Origin of the sequence: Burkholderia sp. AU38729 (genome assembly GCF_020419725.1) — a bacterium.
Taxonomy (GTDB): Bacteria; Pseudomonadota; Gammaproteobacteria; order Burkholderiales; family Burkholderiaceae; genus Burkholderia.
In genome coordinates this window covers 322,434-341,738 of record NZ_JAIZQO010000008.1, presented here as the reverse complement: position 1 = coordinate 341,738, position 19,305 = coordinate 322,434, and the positions used below count along the sequence as shown (strand labels likewise).

The window sequence follows — 19,305 nt, the reverse complement described above, 5'->3', positions numbered from 1 at the left end:
ACAAGCGGTGACAGGCGGCGGCGAACCGCGCAAGCGGGCCGCCGCCGGACGATCGGCAACCCACCCGGGGGAGACACAGTCAGCACGCGGCCGCATCGGGAAATTTTGCCGAAGCGTCGCGCGACGTGTGCGCGAATGCACGTATGATGGCGAATTGATCTGTGTCGCCGACCTCCCGCCTTTTCACCACCATGCTCGATCACCTTATCTGCGACTGCGACGGCGTGCTCGTCGACAGCGAAATCATTGCCGACCGCGTCCTGCTCGACACGCTGTCCGCCACGTTTCCGAATCTCGATTTCGAAGCTGCCGCCAAGTCGGCGTTCGGCCAGCAGACGTCGCGCTTCCTGACGGGAATCGAATCCCGCTTCGGGATCGAGATGCCGGCCAACTTCATCGAGACCATCGAGCACAACATCGAGCGCGCGCTGGCGCAATCGCTCGCGCCGATCTCCGGCGTGCGCGACGCACTACTGAAGGTGACCCTGCCGGCGGCCGTCGTGTCGAACAGCCGGCTCGCGCGCGTGCGCAGCTCGCTGAAGCGCGCGGCGCTCACCGAGATCTTCGGCGATCGCGTGTTCAGCTCCGAACAGGTGGCACGGCCGAAGCCCTACCCCGACGTCTACCTGCATGCGGCGCACGCGCTCGGCGTCGCGCCGGAGCGCTGCATCGTCGTCGAGGACAGCGTGTCGGGGTTGAATGCCGCGCGGGCGGCAGGCATGAAGACGATCGCGTTCGTCGGCGCGAGCCACATCCCCGACAACTACGCGGACGCGCTGCGCGCGATGGGCATCACGCGGATCATGCGCAAGATGGATGAACTACCGGCGTTCGTCGAAGCCGGCATGCGCGGCGAATTCGGGGACGTACAGTCCTGATGGTCGTGCCGGCCCGATCACGCTGATCGGGCCGATCCGGCGTGCACCGGTTCACGCACGCCGTGCAACGGGCGCGCGAACGCGCCCGCCTTCCCCTTCCCCGTACTCAGGCCGGTTCGCAGCAGCGCTCGCGCGCGGCGGCCAGCGCCTCGCGGAACTCGACGAGTTCCGCGATCGTCAGCATCGGCAGCCCGTGCTGTTGCGCGAAACGCTCGACATCGTCGCCGCGCGTCATCGTGCCATCCGGATTCATCAGTTCGCACAGCACGCCGGCCGGCTTCAGGCCCGCGAGGATCGACAGGTCGACCGTGCCTTCGGTGTGACCGCGGCGCGCCAGGACGCCGCCCGGTTGCGCACGCAGCGGAAACACGTGGCCCGGGCGCACGATGTCGTGCGGCTTCGCCCCTTCTGCGATCGCCGCGCGGATCGTCGTCACGCGATCGGCCGCCGATACGCCCGTATGCACACCTTCGCGTGCCTCGATCGACACGGTGAACGCGGTGCCGTTGCGGCTCTCGTTGGTCTGCACCATCGGCGGCAGCTCGAGCGCACGCACGGTGTCGTCGGTCAGGCACAGGCACACGATGCCGCTGCATTCGCGGATCAGCAGCGCCATCGTCTCGGGCGTGATGCGCTCGGCGGCAACGATCAGGTCGGCTTCATTCTCGCGGTCGTGGTCGTCCTGCAGCACCACGGCACGGCCTGCGCGCATCGCGTCGAGCGCGGCGGCGATGCGCGGCGGCATCGGTTCGGAATCCAGCAACGGGAGATCGGCAAAGGCGTCGGCGGGGGCCGACGAAACGGACATCAAGGACATGTGAAACGCTCCTCGCAAATACGATTTGGGCGAAAAACGTTTCAGGGCATTGCAAACAGACAGAACGACAACCCGCTTCGCACACATGGCGAAGCGGCCCTGACGGACATGACTATCTGCACATCTTCTCTCATCCGGACTATGACCGTCGGCTCTGGCATTCGACCAGATCTGCTGACCCCGCGCGAATGCGCGGGCGCTCGCGGGCTCGCCGGCTTACGCCAGCCTACCGCCGGTGGGGAATTTCACCCCGCCCTGAAGACGCACTGATTTGCCGGATGGGCCAACCCCATCGACGGCGGGCCAAGCATACAACAGCTGCGCGCGCGGCGCAGCGAACACGGCCTAAAACCTTACTGACGACCCCGTCTAACGGCATCGTCCAAACGGCCGACGGACGACCCGCGATCGCGCCCGAACGACGCGTACGCGGCTCGCTTCCGTGCGGCCTGCGTTACGCGGTCAGCCGGCCGCGTGCGCGGCATGTGCCGCGTGCGCCGCATCGGGCACGAGCCAGCGCGGCGGCACCTCGGGGCTCACCGTCACGCGAAATGCACGCGCTTCGCTGTCGCCCGGGTTGCGCAGGCTGTACGGCTGGTCGGCATCGAACACGATCGCGTCGCCGGTTGCGAGCAACTGGCGGCGGTCGTGCACGCTGACTTCGAGCGTGCCCTCGCTGACGACGAGGTTGACCGTCGTGCCGGGCGCGCGGCGGGCGCCGGGCTCCGTATGCAGCGGTGCGATCCGCAGCTCGTGGAACTCGGCCGCGGCCGGCTCGCCCTCCGGGTACAGCGCCCGCGCCGAGAAGCGGCCGTTCGAGCTGACGACCCGCGACGCACGCTCGGCCGCCAGATGCTCGAAGCCGTTCACCGCATGGCGGCGCAGGAAGGCGGCGACCGATACCTTCAGCGCCGCGGCGATCTTGCAGAGCACCTTGATCGACGGCACGCTGCGCGCCGACTCGATCTGCGCGAGCATCGCGCGCGACACGCCGGACAGCCGCGCGAGCGCATCGAGCGACAATTGCCGCTCGGCACGCAACCGCGCGAGGTTCACGCCAACGACCTGTTCGAGCACGTCGAGCGACGCGGACGCCCGCGCATCGGCGGCGTTGCCGGATTCGAAGGAAGACACGTCGCGCACGAGCGCCAGGGATGAAGACATAGCATTGCCTCCGGGCCGCGGTGCAGCCCTGCGAATGGGGTAAGCCGGGATCGGAATCGGGTTGCGCCAGCAACGGCGCGTATCGAGACGCTATCACCCGGTCTTGCACCGGCAAACGAAGTTATCTTCACACCGTTATCAGCATCGCGGAGGAATGCGTTCCTCGCGAACCTTTTCCCGCCGCTATCGCGTCGTGCCGGCGCCGCGCGTTGCACCGTTCATTGCGCCGCCGGCGCCGTGCCGCGCGCCGGCCCGCGCGCGTCGAGCCGCATCGCGCACCACGTGACGACGAGCGCCGCGAACGTCACCGCGACGGCCACCCAGGGCAGCGCATCGAGCGCCAGGCCGTGTTCCAGCGCAACGCCGCCAAGCCACGCGCCGAGCGCATTGCCGACGTTGAACGCGCCGATGTTCAGCGTCGATGCGAGATGCGGCGCGCTCGCGGCCTTCTCGACCACGTGCGCCTGAAGCGGCGGCACCGTCGCGAATGCGGCGATCCCCCATACGAACACGGTGACGGCCGCCGCGACCGGATGGTGGCTCGTCTTGGCGAACACGACCATCACGGCCATCAGCGCGACGAGGATCGCGATCAGCGACGGCATCAGCGCGCGGTCGGCGAGCTTGCCGCCGAGCGTGTTGCCGATCGTCAGCCCCGCGCCGAACAGCACGAGGATCGGCGCGACCGCGCGCGGCGAATAGCCCGACACGGACTGGAGAATCGGCGCGATGTACGTGAACACGACGAACACGCCGCCGAAGCCGAGCACGGTCATCAGCAGCGCGAGCCACACCTGCGGCTCCTTCAGCACGCGCACTTCGTGGCCGAGGCCGACCGGCCCGCTGTCGTGGCGGTTCGGCACCAGCGCGGCGACGCCGCCGAGCGACAGCACGCCGAGCGCGGCGACGATCCAGAACGACGCGCGCCAGCCGAGCAACTGGCCGACGAAGGTGCCGAACGGCACGCCGAGCACGTTCGACAGCGTGAGTCCCGTGAACATCAACGCGATCGCGCTCGCGCGCTTGTCGGCGGGCACGAGCGCCGCGGCGACCACCGCGCCGATCCCGAAGAACGACCCGTGCGCGAACGAGGTGACGACCCGCGCGACCATCAGCATCGCGTAGCCGGACGCGGTCGCGCACAGCACGTTGCCGACGATGAAGATCGCCATCAGCCACTGCAGCGCGGCCTTGCGCGGCATGCGGCTCGTCAGCACCGCGAGCAGCGGCGCGCCGGCCGCGACGCCGAGCGCGTAGCCGGTGACCAGCAGGCCGGCCGACGGCAGCGACACGGCCAGGTCGCGCGCGACTTCGGGCAACAGGCCCATGATGATGAACTCGGTGGTACCGATGGCGAAGGCGCTGATCGCAAGCGCCAGTAACGGAATGGGCATGAGGTTCTCCGGAAGGCGGCGGATGCGGCGCCCGGGCGGTGCCGCACCGCACAAAAGGCAGGATGTGCGCATTGTCCCGAAGATGCCGATATTTGATAATTGACGTGGCGTTTGAACCATTTTCAAATATTTCTGGAAAATCGCATGGATCGACTGGGCGATATCCGGCTGTTCGTCGAGGCGGCCGAACTGGGCAGCCTGTCCGCCGCCGGGCGCAAGCTGAACCTCACGCCGGCCGCCGCGAGCGCGCGCCTGGCGAAGCTCGAGGCGGCGGTCGCCACCCGGCTGTTCGACCGTTCGACCCGGCAGTTGCGGCTCACCGACGAGGGCCGCCTGTACCTGACCGGCTGCCGGCAGGCATTGCAGGCGCTCGACGACGCGAACGCGCTGCTGCAGGCCGGCCGCAACGTCGTCGGCGGCCGGGTGCGGCTGTCGGCGACGTCCGATTTCGGCCGCCGCCGGCTGCTCGACTGGCTCGACGAATTCACCGCGCGCTACCCGGACGTGACGTTCTCGCTGACGGCGTCCGACTCGACGGTGAACCTGTGGCAGGACGAGATCGACCTCGCGATCCGCTTCGCGGCGCCGCCCGACGGTGCGCTGATCGCCCGCCGGCTCGCCGCGGACCGGCGCGTGCCGTGCGCGTCGCCGTCGTTCATCGAACGTCACGGCGTGCCGCGTGACCCGCACGATCTGGCCCGCTTTCCGTGCAACGTGATCACGGTGGCGTCCGGCCCGATGAACACATGGCGCTTCACGCGCGGCGACGACACCCAGACCTGCACGGTGCCGCTCGCCACCGCGTTCGAGACCAACGACGGCGGCCTCGCCCGCGAGTGGGCGCTGCGCGGCCGCGGCATCGTGCTGAACTCGATATGGGATGTCGCCGACGACATCCGCGCCGGGCGGCTCAAGGTCCTGCTGCCGGACTGGCGCCACCAGAGCGCGCCGCTGCACGCGATCTATCCGGGCAAGCGCTACATGGCGCCGCGCGTGCGTGTGCTGCTCGACTTTCTCGCCGAACGCTTCGCGCGCGAGGAAGCCGTGCACGAAGACCTGCTGAACGCGTGCCGCTGACGGCCGGCACGCTGACGCCAAGGGGTCGGAACCTGGAGCGCGGCGTCGCGCGGCCGCAACCCGCCGCCCGTCCCGGCCAAGCATGAAAAGCTATAATGAAAGGCTTTCCCGACGGCTTTTCATGCTGGCTGCGCGCCAACCGCGTGCAGCGCACGGCCGTCCCGATTCACCCTATAGACGACGCCCCCAGGTCAACCACTGCGAACGGCGAACCCCCATGACCAAGAAAGTTTACGTAAAGACCTTCGGCTGCCAGATGAACGAGTACGACTCGGACAAGATGGTGGACGTGCTGAATGCGGCCGAAGGCCTCGAAAAGACCGATACGCCGGAAGACGCGGACATCATCCTGTTCAACACCTGCTCGGTGCGTGAAAAGGCGCAGGAGAAGGTGTTCTCCGATCTCGGCCGCGTGCGCGAGCTGAAGGAAGCGAAGCCCGGCCTGCTGATCGGCGTCGGCGGCTGCGTCGCGAGCCAGGAAGGCGCATCGATCGTGTCGCGTGCGCCGTACGTCGACCTCGTGTTCGGCCCGCAAACCCTGCACCGCCTCCCACAGATGATCGATGCGCGCCGCGAGAGCGGCCGTGCGCAGGTCGACATCTCGTTCCCCGAAATCGAGAAGTTCGACCACCTGCCGCCCGCGCGCGTCGAGGGGCCGAGCGCGTTCGTGTCGATCATGGAAGGCTGCTCGAAGTACTGCAGCTACTGCGTGGTGCCGTACACGCGCGGCGATGAAGTGTCGCGCCCGCTCGACGACGTGCTGACCGAAGTGGCCGGCCTCGCCGACCAGGGCGTGCGCGAAGTCACGCTGCTTGGCCAGAACGTGAACGCGTATCGCGGCGCGCTCGCGGCCGGCTCGTCGGAAATCGCCGATTTCGCGACGCTGATCGAATACGTCGCCGACATCCCCGGCATCGAGCGGATCCGCTACACGACGTCGCACCCGAAGGAATTCACGCAGCGCCTGATCGACACCTACGCGAAGGTGCCGAAGCTCGTGAGCCACCTGCACCTGCCCGTCCAGCACGGCTCCGACCGCATCCTGATGGCGATGAAGCGCGGCTACACGGTGCTCGAATACAAGTCGGTGATCCGCAAGCTGCGCGCGATCCGCCCGGACCTGTCGCTGTCGACCGACATGATCGTCGGCTTCCCCGGCGAGACCGAGGACGATTTCGACAAGATGATGGCGCTCGTGCACGAGATGGGCTACGACACCAGCTTCTCGTTCATCTACAGCCCGCGCCCCGGAACGCCGGCTGCGAACCTGCATGACGACACGCCGCGCGAAGTGAAGCTCAAACGCCTGCAACATCTGCAGGCGACCATCGAGGAAAACGTCGCGCGCATCAGCGCGTCGATGGTCGGGAAGGTCGAGCGGATCCTCGTCGAGGGCCCGTCGCGCAAGGACCCGAACGAACTCGCGGGCCGTACCGAGAACAACCGGGTCGTGAATTTCCCGGCGCCGCTCGCGTCGCACCCGCGCCTGATCGGCCAGATGATCGACGTGAAGATCAACCACGCCTACCCGCATTCGCTGCGCGGCGAACTCGTGCTCGTCAGCGACGACGCGAGCGCGGCCACGCACTGACTGACGCTCAACAGGAGCCCGACGCCACTTTGAAGCCGACCCAAGCACTGGAATTCGTCGCGCCGCGCGACGACAACGCGCGCCTCGCCAACCTCTGCGGCCCGCTCGACGAGAACCTGCGGCAGATCGAACAGGCGCTCGACGTCACGCTGTCGCGACGCGGCCACCGGATCGCGATCCGCGGGCGCGGCGCCAAGCTCGCGCTCGCCGCGCTCGAGAACTTCTACAACCGCGCGCGCGATGCGCTGTCGGTCGACGACATCCAGCTCGCGCTGGTCGAAGTGCGCCACACGTCCGGCAACGGCCGCCAGGACACGCTCGACGTGCGCTTTCGCGGCGACCCCGACCATCCGTTCGACGAGCCCGTCGTGCAGCTCGACGCCAGCGAGCCGGACGAGGAGCCCGCGCCGAAGCTCTACACGCGGCGCGCCGACCTGCGCGGCCGCACGCCGGCGCAGCGCGAGTACCTGAAGCAGATCCTGTCGCACGACGTGACGTTCGGCATCGGGCCGGCCGGCACCGGCAAGACCTACCTCGCGGTCGCGTGCGCGGTCGACGCGCTCGAGCGCGACCAGGTCAAGCGGATCGTGCTGACGCGCCCGGCCGTCGAGGCCGGCGAACGGCTCGGCTTCCTGCCGGGCGATCTCGCGCAGAAGGTCGACCCGTACCTGCGTCCGCTGTACGACGCGCTGTACGACCTGCTCGGCTTCGACAAGACGGCGAAGATGTTCGAACGCCAGATGATCGAGATCGCGCCGCTCGCGTACATGCGCGGTCGCACGCTGAACCACGCGTTCATCATCCTCGACGAGGCGCAGAACACGACCCCCGAGCAGATGAAGATGTTCCTCACGCGGATCGGCTTCGGCTCGAAGGCGGTCGTGACCGGCGATACGAGCCAGGTCGACCTGCCGCGCGGCCATAAGAGCGGCCTCGTCGAGGCGCAGCAGGTGCTCGGCGGCGTGCGCGGCATCGCGCTCACGCGCTTCACGAGCGCGGACGTCGTGCGCCATCCGCTCGTCGCGCGCATCGTCGAGGCGTACGACGAATTCCACGCGCAGCACCAGGACGGCTGACCGGCCGGCGGCACCCGTACGCCGCCCCGGCCCGACAGCCCGGCCCGGCCCGCCACACGGCGCGCCGGGCTTTTTTTCGCCTGTGCGAATTCGGGTGCGATCGGCCGTTTGGTGTATCCTCAACGCGTCCTAATCGCCGTACGCGTCATGAAATCCTCCCGTTCCCGCAAGTCCGGGCGCGCCCAGTCGGCCGCGCCCGCCTCCCCCCGCCTTTCGCTGTTCGATGCGAAGGGCAAGGCCCGGACCGTCAACGCGCAAGGGCTGCGAATCGACTTCCCGGATGGCCGCAGCCTGATGTTCGACCTGTCGGGCAGTTCGGGAGAAGCCGCCGTCGCGATCGTCGCGCAGCACAACGATCCGGCCATGCGCGCGAAGCTCGCGCTCCAGCCCGAGCACTACGACAGCGTGACGCTGCACGTGGGCGCCGAGCCCGCGCCGCGCGAAGACGACGCCGAGGACGCGCTGCGCGAGCTGGAACTCGACCTGTCCGTGCAATACGGTGACGAAATCACGAGCGACGTGCGCAAGACGCTGCCCAAGCGCAAGCTGATCGCCGAATGGATCGAGCCCGCGCTGTTCGCCAGCGCGCAGCTCACGGTGCGCTTCGTCGGCGAAGAAGAAGGCCGCACGCTGAACGCCGGCTACCGCCACAAGGACTACCCGACCAACGTGCTGACCTTCGCGTACGATGCGGCGCCCGACGGCACCGTGATCGGCGACCTCGTGCTGTGCTGCCCGGTCGTCGAGAAGGAAGCGCACGACCAGGGCAAGCCGCTCACGGCCCATTACGCGCACCTGCTGGTGCACGGCGCGCTGCACGCGCAGGGCTACGACCACGAGACGAGCGACGAGGACGCAGCCGAAATGGAAGCGCTCGAAGTCGACATCCTCGCGAAGCTGGGCTTCCCGAACCCGTACCAGTAAGCCCTCCGCACGATGCGCAACGCCGCGACGCTCCCGCCCGCCTACCCGCCGTCGATCGGCGCCGGGCGCCTGCTGACGGAAGACGAGCTTGCGGCCTCGCTCGCGCATACGATGCGCGACTGGGATGGCCAGCAGGATCTCTGGCTGTTCGGCTATGGCTCGCTGATCTGGAACCCGGGGTTGCCGACCGTCGCCGCGGTGCGCGGCAAGGTGCATGGCTATCACCGCGGGCTCTACCTGTGGTCGCGCGTGAACCGCGGCACGCCCGAACGCCCGGGCCTCGTGCTCGCGCTCGATCGCGGCGGCTCCTGCTCGGGCATCGCGTTCCGGCTCGCCGGCCCGACCGCGCAACCGCACCTCGAAACGTTGTGGAAGCGCGAAATGCCGATGGGCTCGTACCGGCCCGCGTGGCTGCCGTGCTCGCTGGAAAGCGGCGAACGCGTGAACGCGCTCGCGTTCGTGATGCGCCGCGACGCGCCGACCTACACGGGCAAGCTGACCGATCCCGTCGTGAAGGAAGTGTTCAGCTGCGCGGCCGGCCGCTACGGCACGACGCTCGACTACGTGAGCCGCACGGTCGACGCGCTGCGCGCGAGCGGCATCCCCGATCGCGCGCTCGAAGGGCTGCTCGCGCGATGCCGGTGACGCGGCCCGGCGCCCGGCTTGCCGCCACGCGCTGCCGCGCCGCATGCGCATTCGAACGAGGGCACGCCCGATGATGAAACCGTCACGCTGGTCGCGTTGCAGGATTGCCGCGCTGCTCGTTGCCGCGAGCGTCGCGCTGTCCGGCTGCGGCATCCTGGGCTGCGGCGGCGCCGCGACCAACGGCGCGGCCGCCGGCGGCTGCTCGGCCGGCATGCGGTTCTGAACCGCGGCGCGGCGACCCCACCCGCGTGCGTCAGAATGCCGCCCCCAGCCACCTCCGCCGGACGTTTTCCCGCGTCACGCCCCCACCCCTTCCGCACCCGTTTTTTGCCGCCGCTGCCCCGTCGCGCCTTTCTGAGATAGGATGGAACCGAGGACGATGCCGCGCCCGGCGCGGCCGTCCGCGAGCGGGGCCCGCGCGAGCCGCCCACCCTGGCCGTGCGGCCGGTGTGACACGGTCGCGTCGTGCCCTTGGTGTATCCTTGCCTACTCCGTGACCGCGCGCTCCGGCATGACCCGGGCGCACCACCATGAACGATTCGTATCCCAGTCGTAAGCTAACCGACAAACCGCAAGAAAAGCGCTCGCTGCTCGAGCGCCTGACCGACTTCATCTCGCCCGAGCCCGAATCCCGCGGCGAGCTGCTGGAAATCCTCCAGGATGCCCACGAGCGCAACCTGATCGACGCCGATTCGCTGTCGATGATCGAAGGCGTGTTCCAGGTATCCGACCTGTGCGCACGCGACATCATGGTGCCGCGCGCCCAGATGGACGCGATCAACATCGCCGACAAGCCCGAAGATTTCATCCCGTTCGTCCTCGAGAAGGCGCACTCGCGCTACCCCGTGTACGAGGAGAACCGCGACAACGTCATCGGCGTGCTGCTCGCGAAGGATCTGCTGCGTTTCTATGCCGAAGAGGAATTCGACGTGCGCGGGATGCTGCGCCCGGCCGTGTTCATTCCCGAATCGAAGCGCCTGAACGTGCTGCTGCACGACTTCCGCGTGAACCGCAATCACCTCGCGATCGTCGTCGACGAATACGGCGGCGTCGCGGGCCTGATCACGATCGAGGACGTGCTCGAGCAGATCGTCGGCGACATCGAGGACGAATACGACTTCGACGAGGAAGCCGGCAACATCATCTCGGGGCCCGACGGCCGCTACCGCGTGCGTGCGCTCACCGAGATCGAGCAGTTCAACGAGACGTTCGGCACCGATTTCCCCGACGACGAAGTCGACACGATCGGCGGGCTGATCACGCATCATTTCGGCCGCGTCCCGCATCGCGGCGAGAAACTGCAGCTCGGCAACCTCGTGTTCGAGATCCAGCGCGGCGATGCGCGCCAGGTCCACGTACTGCTGGTGCGCCGCAATCCGCTCGCCAGCCGTCGCGCCGAAACCTCGCACGAGGACTGACCGTCGCGCGCCAGCCGCGCGTTCCACAACCGCTCGCCCACTTCCGCTTCACATGGACGATCCGATCCTGTCCCGCCCGGCTGGCGGCCTGCTCGCGCCGACTCCCGGCCGCGCGCTGCCGCGCTGGCACTACCCGGCCGCGCTGCTCGCCGGCGCAGCCAATACGCTCAGCTTCGCACCGACGCCGCATGGCGGCTGGCTGCAACTCGTCGTATTCGTCTGGTTTTTCGCGCAGCTCACGCGCACCGCAAGCTGGCGCAGCGCCGCGCTCACCGGCGGCGCGTTCGGCTTCGGCAACTTCATCACCGGCGTCTGGTGGCTCTACATCAGCATGCACGTGTACGGCGAGATGGCCGCGCCGCTCGCGGGCGGCGCGCTCGTGCTGTTCTCGCTGTACCTGTCGCTGTACCCGGCGTTCTCCGCCGGGCTGTGGTCGTTCTGCGCGGGCCATGCGTGGCATCGCCGCGCGCCCGACCCGCGGCCGTTCTCGCCGACCTGGCACGGCGCATTCGCGTTCGCGAGCGCGTGGGCGCTCGGCGAATGGCTGCGCGGCACCGTCCTCACCGGCTTCCCATGGCTTGCCAGCGGCTATCCGCAGGTCGACGGCCCGTTCGCGGGCTTCGCGCCGGTCGCCGGCGTGTACGGGATCGCGTGGGTGCTCGCGCTGTTCGCCGCGCTCGTCGTGCAGGCGCTCGCCGCCGCCCGGCCGTCGCCGCTTGCCGAGCCCCGCGCCGGCGATGCGCGCGTGCGCATCGCCGCGCCGGCCGGCATCGCGCTCGCGCTGATCGCGGCCGGTCTCGGCCTGTCGCAGGTCACGTGGACCGTGCCCGCGAACAAGCCGCTCACGGTGCGGCTGCTGCAGGGCAACGTGAAGCAGGACATCAAGTTCGAGGAAGCGGGCATCGACGCGGCGATCAAGATGTACACGCAGATGATCATCGAGAAGCCGGCCGACCTGATCGTCACGCCCGAAACCGCGATCGCGGTGATGATCCAGGAGCTGCCCGAGCCGTTCGCCGTCGCGATCCGCAAGTTCAGCGACACGACGGGCTCGGCCGTGCTGTTCGGCGCGGTCGGCGCATCGGTGACCGAGGACGGCCACTACGTCGACTATACGAACAGCCTGTACGGCGTGACGCCGAATTCGCGCGACATCTATCACTACGACAAGCACCACCTCGTGCCCTTCGGCGAATTCATCCCGTGGGGCTTCCGGTGGTTCGTCGACCTGATGAAGATGCCGCTCGGCGACTTCGCGCGCGGCGCGCCCGTGCAGAAGCCGTTCCTCGTGCACAACCAGCCCGTGATGGCCGACATCTGCTACGAGGACTTGTTCGGCGAGGAAATCGCCGCGACGATCCGCGACAATCCGCAGCCGCCCGGCGTGCTCGTCAACGTGACGAACCTCGCGTGGTTCGGCGACACGATCGCGCTCGACCAGCACCTGCAGATCGCGCGGATGCGCTCGCTCGAGACGGGCCGGCCGATGCTGCGCGCGACCAACACGGGGATGACGGCCGCGATCGATGCGCGCGGCCGCGTGCTCGGGCAGCTGAAGCCGTTCACGATCGGCTCGCTCGACGTGCGGATCGAAGGCACCAGCGGCTTCACGCCGTACGTGACGAGCGGCAACAACATCGTGCTCGCGGTGTCGCTCGTGCTGCTCGCGTTCGGCTTCACGTTCGGCCCCGGGCTGCGCCGGCGCAACGGCAAGAAGAACGGCGACGACCAGCCGGAATGACGCAACGGGCGACCGCTGCGCAGTGCGTGGCGGCCGCCGTCGAATGCAACTTGCAGCAGCGGCCCGCAGCCGCGAAACGGCCGGCCGCTCAGGCCTGCCGGGTCGCCCCCTCCGCTTGAACCGGCTGCGCGGCGAGGCGCCGCAGGTCGCGGCTCACCTCCTCCATCACCGGCGCCCACGCGCCGAAAACCGGTTGCCGGTACAACGTCGCGGTCGGATACCACGGGCTGTCCTTGCGTTCGAGCAGCCACGGCCAGTGCGGATTCACGTCGAGCAGCACCCAGGTGCGCGCGCCGAGCGCACCCGCCAGGTGTGCGGCCGACGTGCACACGGTGATCACCAGATCCAGCGCGCCGATGAACGCAGCCGTATCGTCGAAGCTCGTCAGTTCCGCCGTGACGTCCTCGATCGCGAAGCCCGCCGCGCGCGCCGCCTCGACATCCGCGTTCGCGCCCGGCTGCAGCGAATAAAACGCGACGCCGTCGATCCCGCGGAACGCGTCGGCATAGCGCTCGAGCCCGACCCGCCGGAACGGATTGCGCTGGTGCCCCGCGCTGCCCGTCCACACGAGCCCGACCTTCAGCCGGCGGTCGCCCGCGAGCCGCGCGCGCCACGCATCGCGCGCATGCGGATCGGCCCGCAGATACGGCACCGACGACGCGAGTGTCGACGCTTCCATGCCGAGCATCAGCGGCAGGCCGATCAGCGGCACTTCGTAATCGAAGGCCGGCAGCAATTCGATGCCGCCGCCCGCGCTGAATGCGTCCGCATGCGCGCCGAGGCTGCGCTGCATCAGCGTGCCCACCAGCGGGAACGTATTCCAGACGAGCCGGCCGCCCTCGCGGTGCACGCGCTCGGCGAGCGGCGCGACGAAGCGGCAGAACTGCAGCACGTCGCCGAGCCCCTGCTCGCCCCACACGAGCAGCGTCTTGCCGGCGAGCGGCTCGCCCTGCCAGCGCGGGCCCGGCAGCACCGGCCGGCGGCCGCGCAATTCGCCCGCGCCGTCCCAGCGCGCCTCGTGGCCGCGCCAGCCGGCCGCGACGTTGCCGCGCACGAGCTGGATGATCGCCAGGTTGAAGCGGAACGACGCGTCGTCGGGCGCCAGCTCGCACGCGCGCGCCGCGTAGCGCTCGGCGTCGTCCCAGCGCTGCGCCTCCTTCATCGCCAGCGCGACGTTGTTCATCGCGAGCGCGTTGTCGGGCGCGAGCTCGACGAGCCGCGCCGCGCACGCGAGCGCGGCGTCCAGGTCGTGCGTCGCGAGCCGCGCGACGACGAGATTGATCCACGCCTGCACGTCGCGTGGATCGAAGCGCACCGCCGCTTCGAGCAGCGCGATCTCCTCCGCGCGGCCGCTGCCCGACAGCCGCAGCGCGATCGCGAGGTTGTTGCGCAGCGATGGCCGGTCGGCATCGAGCGCCAGCGCCGCGCGATACGGCGCCACGGCGTCCGCGTGGCGGCCCGCCATCTGCAGTGCGTAGCCGTGGTTGAAGTACGCGGTCGCGCCCGGCTGCACGCGCGCCGCGCATTCGGCGAGCGCGAGCGCATCGGCCGTACGCTGCCGCGAGACGAGCGCGCCGGTGAGTTGCGCGAGCGCATCGGCGTCGACCGCATGCAGCTGCGCGGCGGCGGCAAGCCACAGATCGTGCGCGGCATGTTCGCCGCGCGCCTGCGCATCGGCGGCCTGCCCGAGCAGCGCGAGGAAGGGCGGAAGCAGCGGAATGAGGATATCGGTCGGATCGTCCATGCAGTCGGAATCGGCTAGCGGTGGCGCGGCACACGTCGCGCGCACCGCAATACGCGCATCTTAACGCCCGCGCGAAGCCGCGCGGCACGCGCGTCACGCCAGGCCGCGCGCGGCCGCCCGGCGGCCATCGGTCACGCCCGCGCGGGCCGCCCGAACAGGGCCGACGGTGTGCCCTCCCGCGTTCCGGCCGCATCCGCTCGCCGATCCGGTAAAATTACGCGTTTCAGCACACTAACAAGCCGCGCCGCCGCGCGAGCCGACCCTCCGGGCCCCGCCCGGAGCGCCGCCCGCAACGGAGCGCCAGCGCCACGAAGGCTCTTCATGCTTACGTTTCAGCAAATCATCCTGACGCTGCAGTCCTACTGGGACAAGCAGGGTTGCGCCCTGCTCCAGCCCATCGACATGGAAGTCGGCGCGGGCACCTCGCACGTCCACACGTTCCTGCGCGCGGTCGGCCCCGAGCCGTGGCGCGCCGCGTACGTGCAGCCGTCGCGCCGCCCGAAGGACGGCCGTTACGGCGAGAACCCGAACCGCCTGCAGCACTACTACCAGTACCAGGTCGTGCTCAAGCCGGCGCCGGAAAACATCCTCGACCTGTACCTCGGCTCGCTCGAGGCGCTCGGTTTCGACCTGCAGCAGAACGACGTGCGCTTCGTCGAGGACGACTGGGAAAACCCGACGCTCGGCGCGTGGGGCCTCGGCTGGGAAGTGTGGCTGAACGGGATGGAAGTCACGCAGTTCACGTATTTCCAGCAGGTCGGCGGCCTCGACTGCAAGCCGGTGCTCGGCGAGATCACGTACGGCCTCGAGCGCCTCGCGATGTACCTGCAGAAGGTCGAGAACGTGTACGACCTCGTGTGGACCGAGTGGGAGGAGCAAGGCCCGAACGGCCCCGAGCTGCGCCGCCTGTCGTACGGCGACGTCTACCACCAGAACGAGGTCGAGCAATCGACTTACAACTTCGAGCACGCGAACGTCGACCTGCTGTTCACGTTCTTCAACAGCTACGAAGCGGAAGCGAAGAAGATGATCGACGCGCAGCTCGCGCTGCCCGCGTACGAGCTCGTGCTGAAGGCCGGCCACACGTTCAACCTGCTCGATGCGCGCGGCGCGATCTCGGTCACCGAGCGCGCGGCGTACATCGGCCGCATCCGCGCGCTGTCGCGTCTCGTCGCGCAGGCTTACTACGACTCGCGCGAGAAGCTCGGCTTCCCGATGCTCGGCAACCCGCCGGGCGTGCCGGGCCTCACCACCGACGCCCAGGACGCCGCACAACCGGCGTGGGCGCCGCCGCTCAAGGTCGAACGCAAGATCGATCAGGACTGACGAGACGAGATTCATTCCAATCATGACGCACAATCATCCCGCCCCCCTGCTCGTCGAACTGCTGACCGAAGAGCTGCCGCCGAAGGCCCTCGCGCGCCTCGGCGACGCATTCGCCGAAGGTCTCGCGCAACGCCTCGCGGCGCGCGACCTCATCGAAGGCGAACTCGTGTTCGAACGCTACGCCACGCCGCGCCGCCTCGCCGTCGTCGTGCAGAACGTGCGCGCCGTCGCCCCTGAAAAGCAGGTTCGCGAAAAGGTCCTGCCCGTGTCGGTCGCGCTCGACGCCGAAGGCAAGCCGACCGCGCCGCTCGCGAAGAAGCTCGCGGCGCTCGGCCACCCGAACCTGTCGATCGCCGATCTCGAGCGCGCGCAGGACGGCAAGGCCGAAGCATTCTTCATCAACTATTCGGCAGCCGGCGCGACGCTCGCCGACGGCCTGCAGGCCGCGCTCGACGAAACGCTCGAGAAGCTGCCGATCCCGAAGGTGATGACCTACCAGCGCCCGGACGGCTCCGACGTGAAGTTCGTGCGCCCCGTGCATCGCCTGACGGTGCTGCACGACGATCGCATCGTGCCCGTCACCGCATTCGGCGTCGACGCCGGCGACACCACGCTCGGCCACCGCTTCCTGTCCGACGGCCTCGTCGCGATCCAGCATGCGCGCAGCTACGCCGACACGCTGCGCGACAAGGGCCGCGTGATCGCGCAGTTCGCCGATCGCCGCGAAACGATCCGCACGCAACTGAACGAGCACGCGAACGGCGATACCGTCGTGATGCCCGAGTCGCTGCTCGACGAAGTGACGTCGCTGGTCGAATGGCCGGTCGTCTACCCGTGCCGCTTCGAGGACGAATTCCTGCAGGTCCCGCAGGAATGCCTGATCCTCACGATGCAAACCAACCAGAAGTATTTCGCGCTGACCGACGTCGCCGGCAAGCTGCGCTCGCGCTTCCTGATCGTGTCGAACATCGAGACGAAGACGCCGGGCGAGATCATCGAAGGCAACGAGCGCGTCGTGCGCCCGCGCCTCGCCGATGCGAAGTTCTTCTTCGAGCAGGACAAGAAGAAGCCGCTCGCCGACCGCGTGCCGCAGCTCGCGAACGTCGTGTATCACAACAAGCTCGGTTCGGCGCTCGCACGCGTCGAGCGCCTCGAGGCGCTGGCCGGCGAGATCGCACCCGCGATCGGTGCCGACGCCACGCACGCGAAGCGCGCCGCGCGTCTCGCGAAGGCCGACCTGCTGACCGACATGGTCGGCGAGTTCCCGGAACTGCAGGGCACGATGGGCACGTACTACGCGCGCCACGACGGCGAAGCCGACGACGTCGCGCTCGCCTGCGCCGAGCACTACCAGCCGCGCTTCTCCGGCGACGCACTGCCGACCACGCCGGTGTCGACCGCCGTCGCGCTGGCCGACAAGCTCGAGACGATCGTCGGCATCTGGGGCATCGGCCTCGCGCCGACCGGCGAGAAGGATCCGTTCGCACTGCGCCGCCACGCGCTCGGCGTGCTGCGCCTGCTGCTCGAGAAGCAGCTGCCGCTCGATCTCGTATCGCTGCTGCGCACGGCCCATGCACGCTTCGAAGGCGTGCCGGGCGTGGCCGAATCGACCGATGCGATCCTCGCGTTCTTCATGGACCGCCTGCGCGGCCTGCTGCGCGAGCGCGGCTATTCGGCCGGGGAAATCGATGCGGTGCTGAGCCTGAACCCGACGCGTGTCGACGATCTCGTCGCGCGCCTCGACGCGGTGCGCGAGTTCACGCGCCTCGCGGAAGCCGAAGCGCTCGCGGCCGCGAACAAGCGGATCTCGAACATCCTGAAGAAGTCGGAAGGCGGCGCGAACGGCACGGTGCAGCCGACGCTGCTCGTCGAGGCGGCCGAGAAGGCGCTGCACGAACAGCTCGCGGCCGTGACGCCGCACGTGCAGTCGCAGCTCGAGGCGCGTGCGTACACGGGCGCGCTGTCGGCGCTCGCCGCGCTGCGCGCACCGGTCGACACGTTCTTCAACGACGTGATGGTCAACGCGGAAGATCCGGCACTGCGCGCGAACCGTCTCGCGCTGCTGTCCGCGCTGCACCAGCAGATGAACTGCGTCGCCGACATCTCGAAGCTCGCCGCATAAGGGCCGCACGATGCCGACCAGCCCCAACCGAAAGCTCGTCGTCCTCGACCGGGACGGCGTGATCAACGTCGATTCGGATGCGTTCATCAAGACAACCGACGAATGGATCGCGCTGCCCGGCGCCCTCGAGGCGATCGCCCGGCTCAACCACGCGGGTTATCGCGTGGTCGTCGCGACCAACCAGTCCGGCATCGGTCGCGGGCTGTTCGACATGGCCGCCCTCAACGAGATGCATCTGAAGATGCATCGCGCGGCGGCTGCGGTCGGCGCACGTATCGACGCGGTGTTCTTCTGCCCGCACACGGCCGAGGATCACTGCGACTGCCGCAAGCCGAAACCCGGCATGATGCAGATGATCACCGAGCGCTTCGAGATCGATCCCGATCACACGCCGGTCGTCGGCGATTCGCTGCGCGACCTGCAGGCCGGTGTCGCGGTCGGCTTCCAGCCGCACCTCGTGCTCACCGGCAAGGGCAAGAAAACGCTCGCCGCCGGCAACCTGCCGCCCGGCACGAAGGTCCACGACGACCTGCGCGCGTTCGCGCTCGATTTCCTTTCACACGAACACGAGTGATGCAGCCGCCGCGCGCATCCTCCCTAACGCCAGACTTACGCCGATGCGCTTCGTCCGCTCCCTGCTGCTGCTGATCTACTTCGTCTTGTACACGGTGCCGTATGCCACCGCGTGCTTCATCGCCTTTCCGTTCATGCGCTCCGACGCGCGCTACTGGATGGCCGCCGGCTGGTGCAAGTCGACGCTGTGGGTCGTGCGCTGGCTGAACGGCATCCGCTACCGGATCGAAGGGTACGAGAACCTGCCCGACGGCCCGGCGGTGCTGCTGTCGAAGCACCAGTCCGCGTGGGAGACGCTCGCGTTTCCGGCGCTGATGCCGAGGCCGCTTTGCTACGTGTTCAAGCGCGAGCTGCTGTACGTGCCGTTCTTCGGCTGGGCGCTCGGGATGCTGCACATGGTCAACATCAACCGCAAGGAAGGCAAGAACGCGTTCACGTCGGTGATCCGCCAGGGCAAGAAGCGTCTGTCGGAAGGCGCATGGATGATCATGTTCCCGGAAGGCACGCGCACGCCGGTCGGCAAGCAGGGCAAGTACAAGACGGGCGGCGCGCGCTTCGCGATCGAAACCGGCGCACCGGTCGTGCCGATCGCGCACAATGCAGGTCGGGTGTGGCCGCGCAACTCGTTCACGAAATTCCCGGGCGTCGTCACCGTGTCGATCGGCAAGCCGATCGCGAGCGAGGGGCTGACGCCCGATGCATTGAACTCGCAGGTCGAAGCATGGATCGAAGCGGAAATGCGCCGGATCGATCCCGATTCGTATCGCCAGTCGGGCAATGCGGGCACGCGCGATGCCGCGCGTGTCTGACGCCCC

17 protein-coding genes and 1 riboswitch are annotated in these 19,305 nt (G+C 68.8%); of the genes, 13 read left to right on the top strand and 4 right to left on the bottom strand.

Features of this window, described 5'->3' with window-relative positions; all coding sequences use genetic code 11:
• Positions 1-191: 191 nt before the first annotated feature.
• Positions 192-878, top strand: coding sequence for an HAD family hydrolase (locus LGM56_RS22665; RefSeq protein WP_089495590.1), 687 nt, complete (start codon positions 192-194; stop codon positions 876-878).
• A gap of 106 nt (positions 879-984) precedes the next feature.
• Here LGM56_RS22665 and ribB read toward each other — a convergent pair whose 3' ends face one another.
• The 3 genes from ribB to LGM56_RS22650 form a co-directional block, all read right to left on the bottom strand.
• Positions 985-1,695: a 3,4-dihydroxy-2-butanone-4-phosphate synthase gene (ribB, locus tag LGM56_RS22660; RefSeq protein ID WP_089495591.1), complete on the bottom strand. Its 711-nt coding sequence runs from the start codon at positions 1,693-1,695 to the stop codon at positions 985-987.
• 118 nt (positions 1,696-1,813) lie between these two features.
• A riboswitch (FMN riboswitch) is annotated at positions 1,814-1,962 on the bottom strand.
• Between the two features lie 195 nt (positions 1,963-2,157).
• Positions 2,158-2,859 (bottom strand): helix-turn-helix domain-containing protein, encoded by a 702-nt coding sequence (locus tag LGM56_RS22655; protein WP_069248802.1) that lies wholly within the window; start codon positions 2,857-2,859, stop codon positions 2,158-2,160.
• A gap of 218 nt (positions 2,860-3,077) precedes the next feature.
• Complete coding sequence (locus tag LGM56_RS22650) at positions 3,078-4,253, bottom strand: MFS transporter (protein WP_226206828.1); 1,176 nt, start codon at positions 4,251-4,253, stop codon at positions 3,078-3,080.
• A gap of 144 nt (positions 4,254-4,397) precedes the next feature.
• Between LGM56_RS22650 and LGM56_RS22645 the strand changes: the two genes are divergently transcribed.
• The 8 genes from LGM56_RS22645 to lnt all read left to right on the top strand — a co-directional run bounded on the left by LGM56_RS22645 (position 4,398) and on the right by lnt (position 12,725).
• Positions 4,398-5,330 carry a LysR family transcriptional regulator gene (locus LGM56_RS22645; RefSeq protein ID WP_226206827.1) on the top strand — a complete coding sequence of 311 codons (933 nt, stop codon included), beginning with the start codon at positions 4,398-4,400 and terminating at the stop codon, positions 5,328-5,330.
• Positions 5,331-5,547: 217 nt separating this feature from the next.
• Positions 5,548-6,921, top strand: a complete 1,374-nt coding sequence (gene miaB, locus LGM56_RS22640) for a tRNA (N6-isopentenyl adenosine(37)-C2)-methylthiotransferase MiaB (RefSeq protein WP_226206826.1) — start codon at positions 5,548-5,550, stop codon at positions 6,919-6,921.
• 29 nt (positions 6,922-6,950) lie between these two features.
• Positions 6,951-7,997: a PhoH family protein gene (locus LGM56_RS22635; protein ID WP_089426281.1), complete on the top strand. Its 1,047-nt coding sequence runs from the start codon at positions 6,951-6,953 to the stop codon at positions 7,995-7,997.
• Positions 7,998-8,144: 147 nt separating this feature from the next.
• On the top strand, positions 8,145-8,921 hold the full coding sequence (gene ybeY, locus LGM56_RS22630; RefSeq protein ID WP_226206825.1) for an rRNA maturation RNase YbeY: 777 nt from the start codon (positions 8,145-8,147) through the stop codon (positions 8,919-8,921).
• A gap of 12 nt (positions 8,922-8,933) precedes the next feature.
• On the top strand, positions 8,934-9,566 hold the full coding sequence (locus LGM56_RS22625) for a gamma-glutamylcyclotransferase (RefSeq protein WP_089426283.1): 633 nt from the start codon (positions 8,934-8,936) through the stop codon (positions 9,564-9,566).
• Between the two features lie 70 nt (positions 9,567-9,636).
• Positions 9,637-9,789, top strand: a complete 153-nt coding sequence (locus LGM56_RS22620; protein WP_174972906.1) for a hypothetical protein — start codon at positions 9,637-9,639, stop codon at positions 9,787-9,789.
• 307 nt (positions 9,790-10,096) lie between these two features.
• Positions 10,097-10,984, top strand: a complete 888-nt coding sequence (locus LGM56_RS22615; protein ID WP_089426284.1) for an HlyC/CorC family transporter — start codon at positions 10,097-10,099, stop codon at positions 10,982-10,984.
• A 52-nt stretch (positions 10,985-11,036) separates the two neighbouring features.
• On the top strand, positions 11,037-12,725 hold the full coding sequence (gene lnt, locus LGM56_RS22610) for an apolipoprotein N-acyltransferase (RefSeq protein WP_226206824.1): 1,689 nt from the start codon (positions 11,037-11,039) through the stop codon (positions 12,723-12,725).
• Positions 12,726-12,813: 88 nt separating this feature from the next.
• Here lnt and LGM56_RS22605 read toward each other — a convergent pair whose 3' ends face one another.
• Positions 12,814-14,469, bottom strand: coding sequence for a hypothetical protein (locus tag LGM56_RS22605; RefSeq protein ID WP_226206823.1), 1,656 nt, complete (start codon positions 14,467-14,469; stop codon positions 12,814-12,816).
• A 321-nt stretch (positions 14,470-14,790) separates the two neighbouring features.
• Here LGM56_RS22605 and glyQ point away from each other — a divergent pair, with 321 nt between their 5' ends.
• Genes glyQ through LGM56_RS22585 form a run of 4 tightly spaced genes read left to right on the top strand, consistent with a single transcriptional unit; the run spans position 14,791 to position 19,299 of the window.
• Positions 14,791-15,795 (top strand): glycine--tRNA ligase subunit alpha, encoded by a 1,005-nt coding sequence (gene glyQ, locus LGM56_RS22600; RefSeq protein WP_011885965.1) that lies wholly within the window; start codon positions 14,791-14,793, stop codon positions 15,793-15,795.
• A gap of 22 nt (positions 15,796-15,817) precedes the next feature.
• On the top strand, positions 15,818-17,917 hold the full coding sequence (gene glyS / locus LGM56_RS22595; RefSeq protein WP_226206822.1) for a glycine--tRNA ligase subunit beta: 2,100 nt from the start codon (positions 15,818-15,820) through the stop codon (positions 17,915-17,917).
• A 10-nt stretch (positions 17,918-17,927) separates the two neighbouring features.
• Positions 17,928-18,491, top strand: a complete 564-nt coding sequence (gmhB, locus tag LGM56_RS22590; protein ID WP_089495598.1) for a D-glycero-beta-D-manno-heptose 1,7-bisphosphate 7-phosphatase — start codon at positions 17,928-17,930, stop codon at positions 18,489-18,491.
• A 43-nt stretch (positions 18,492-18,534) separates the two neighbouring features.
• Positions 18,535-19,299, top strand: a complete 765-nt coding sequence (locus LGM56_RS22585; protein WP_089495599.1) for a lysophospholipid acyltransferase family protein — start codon at positions 18,535-18,537, stop codon at positions 19,297-19,299.
• Positions 19,300-19,305: the final 6 nt, after the last annotated feature.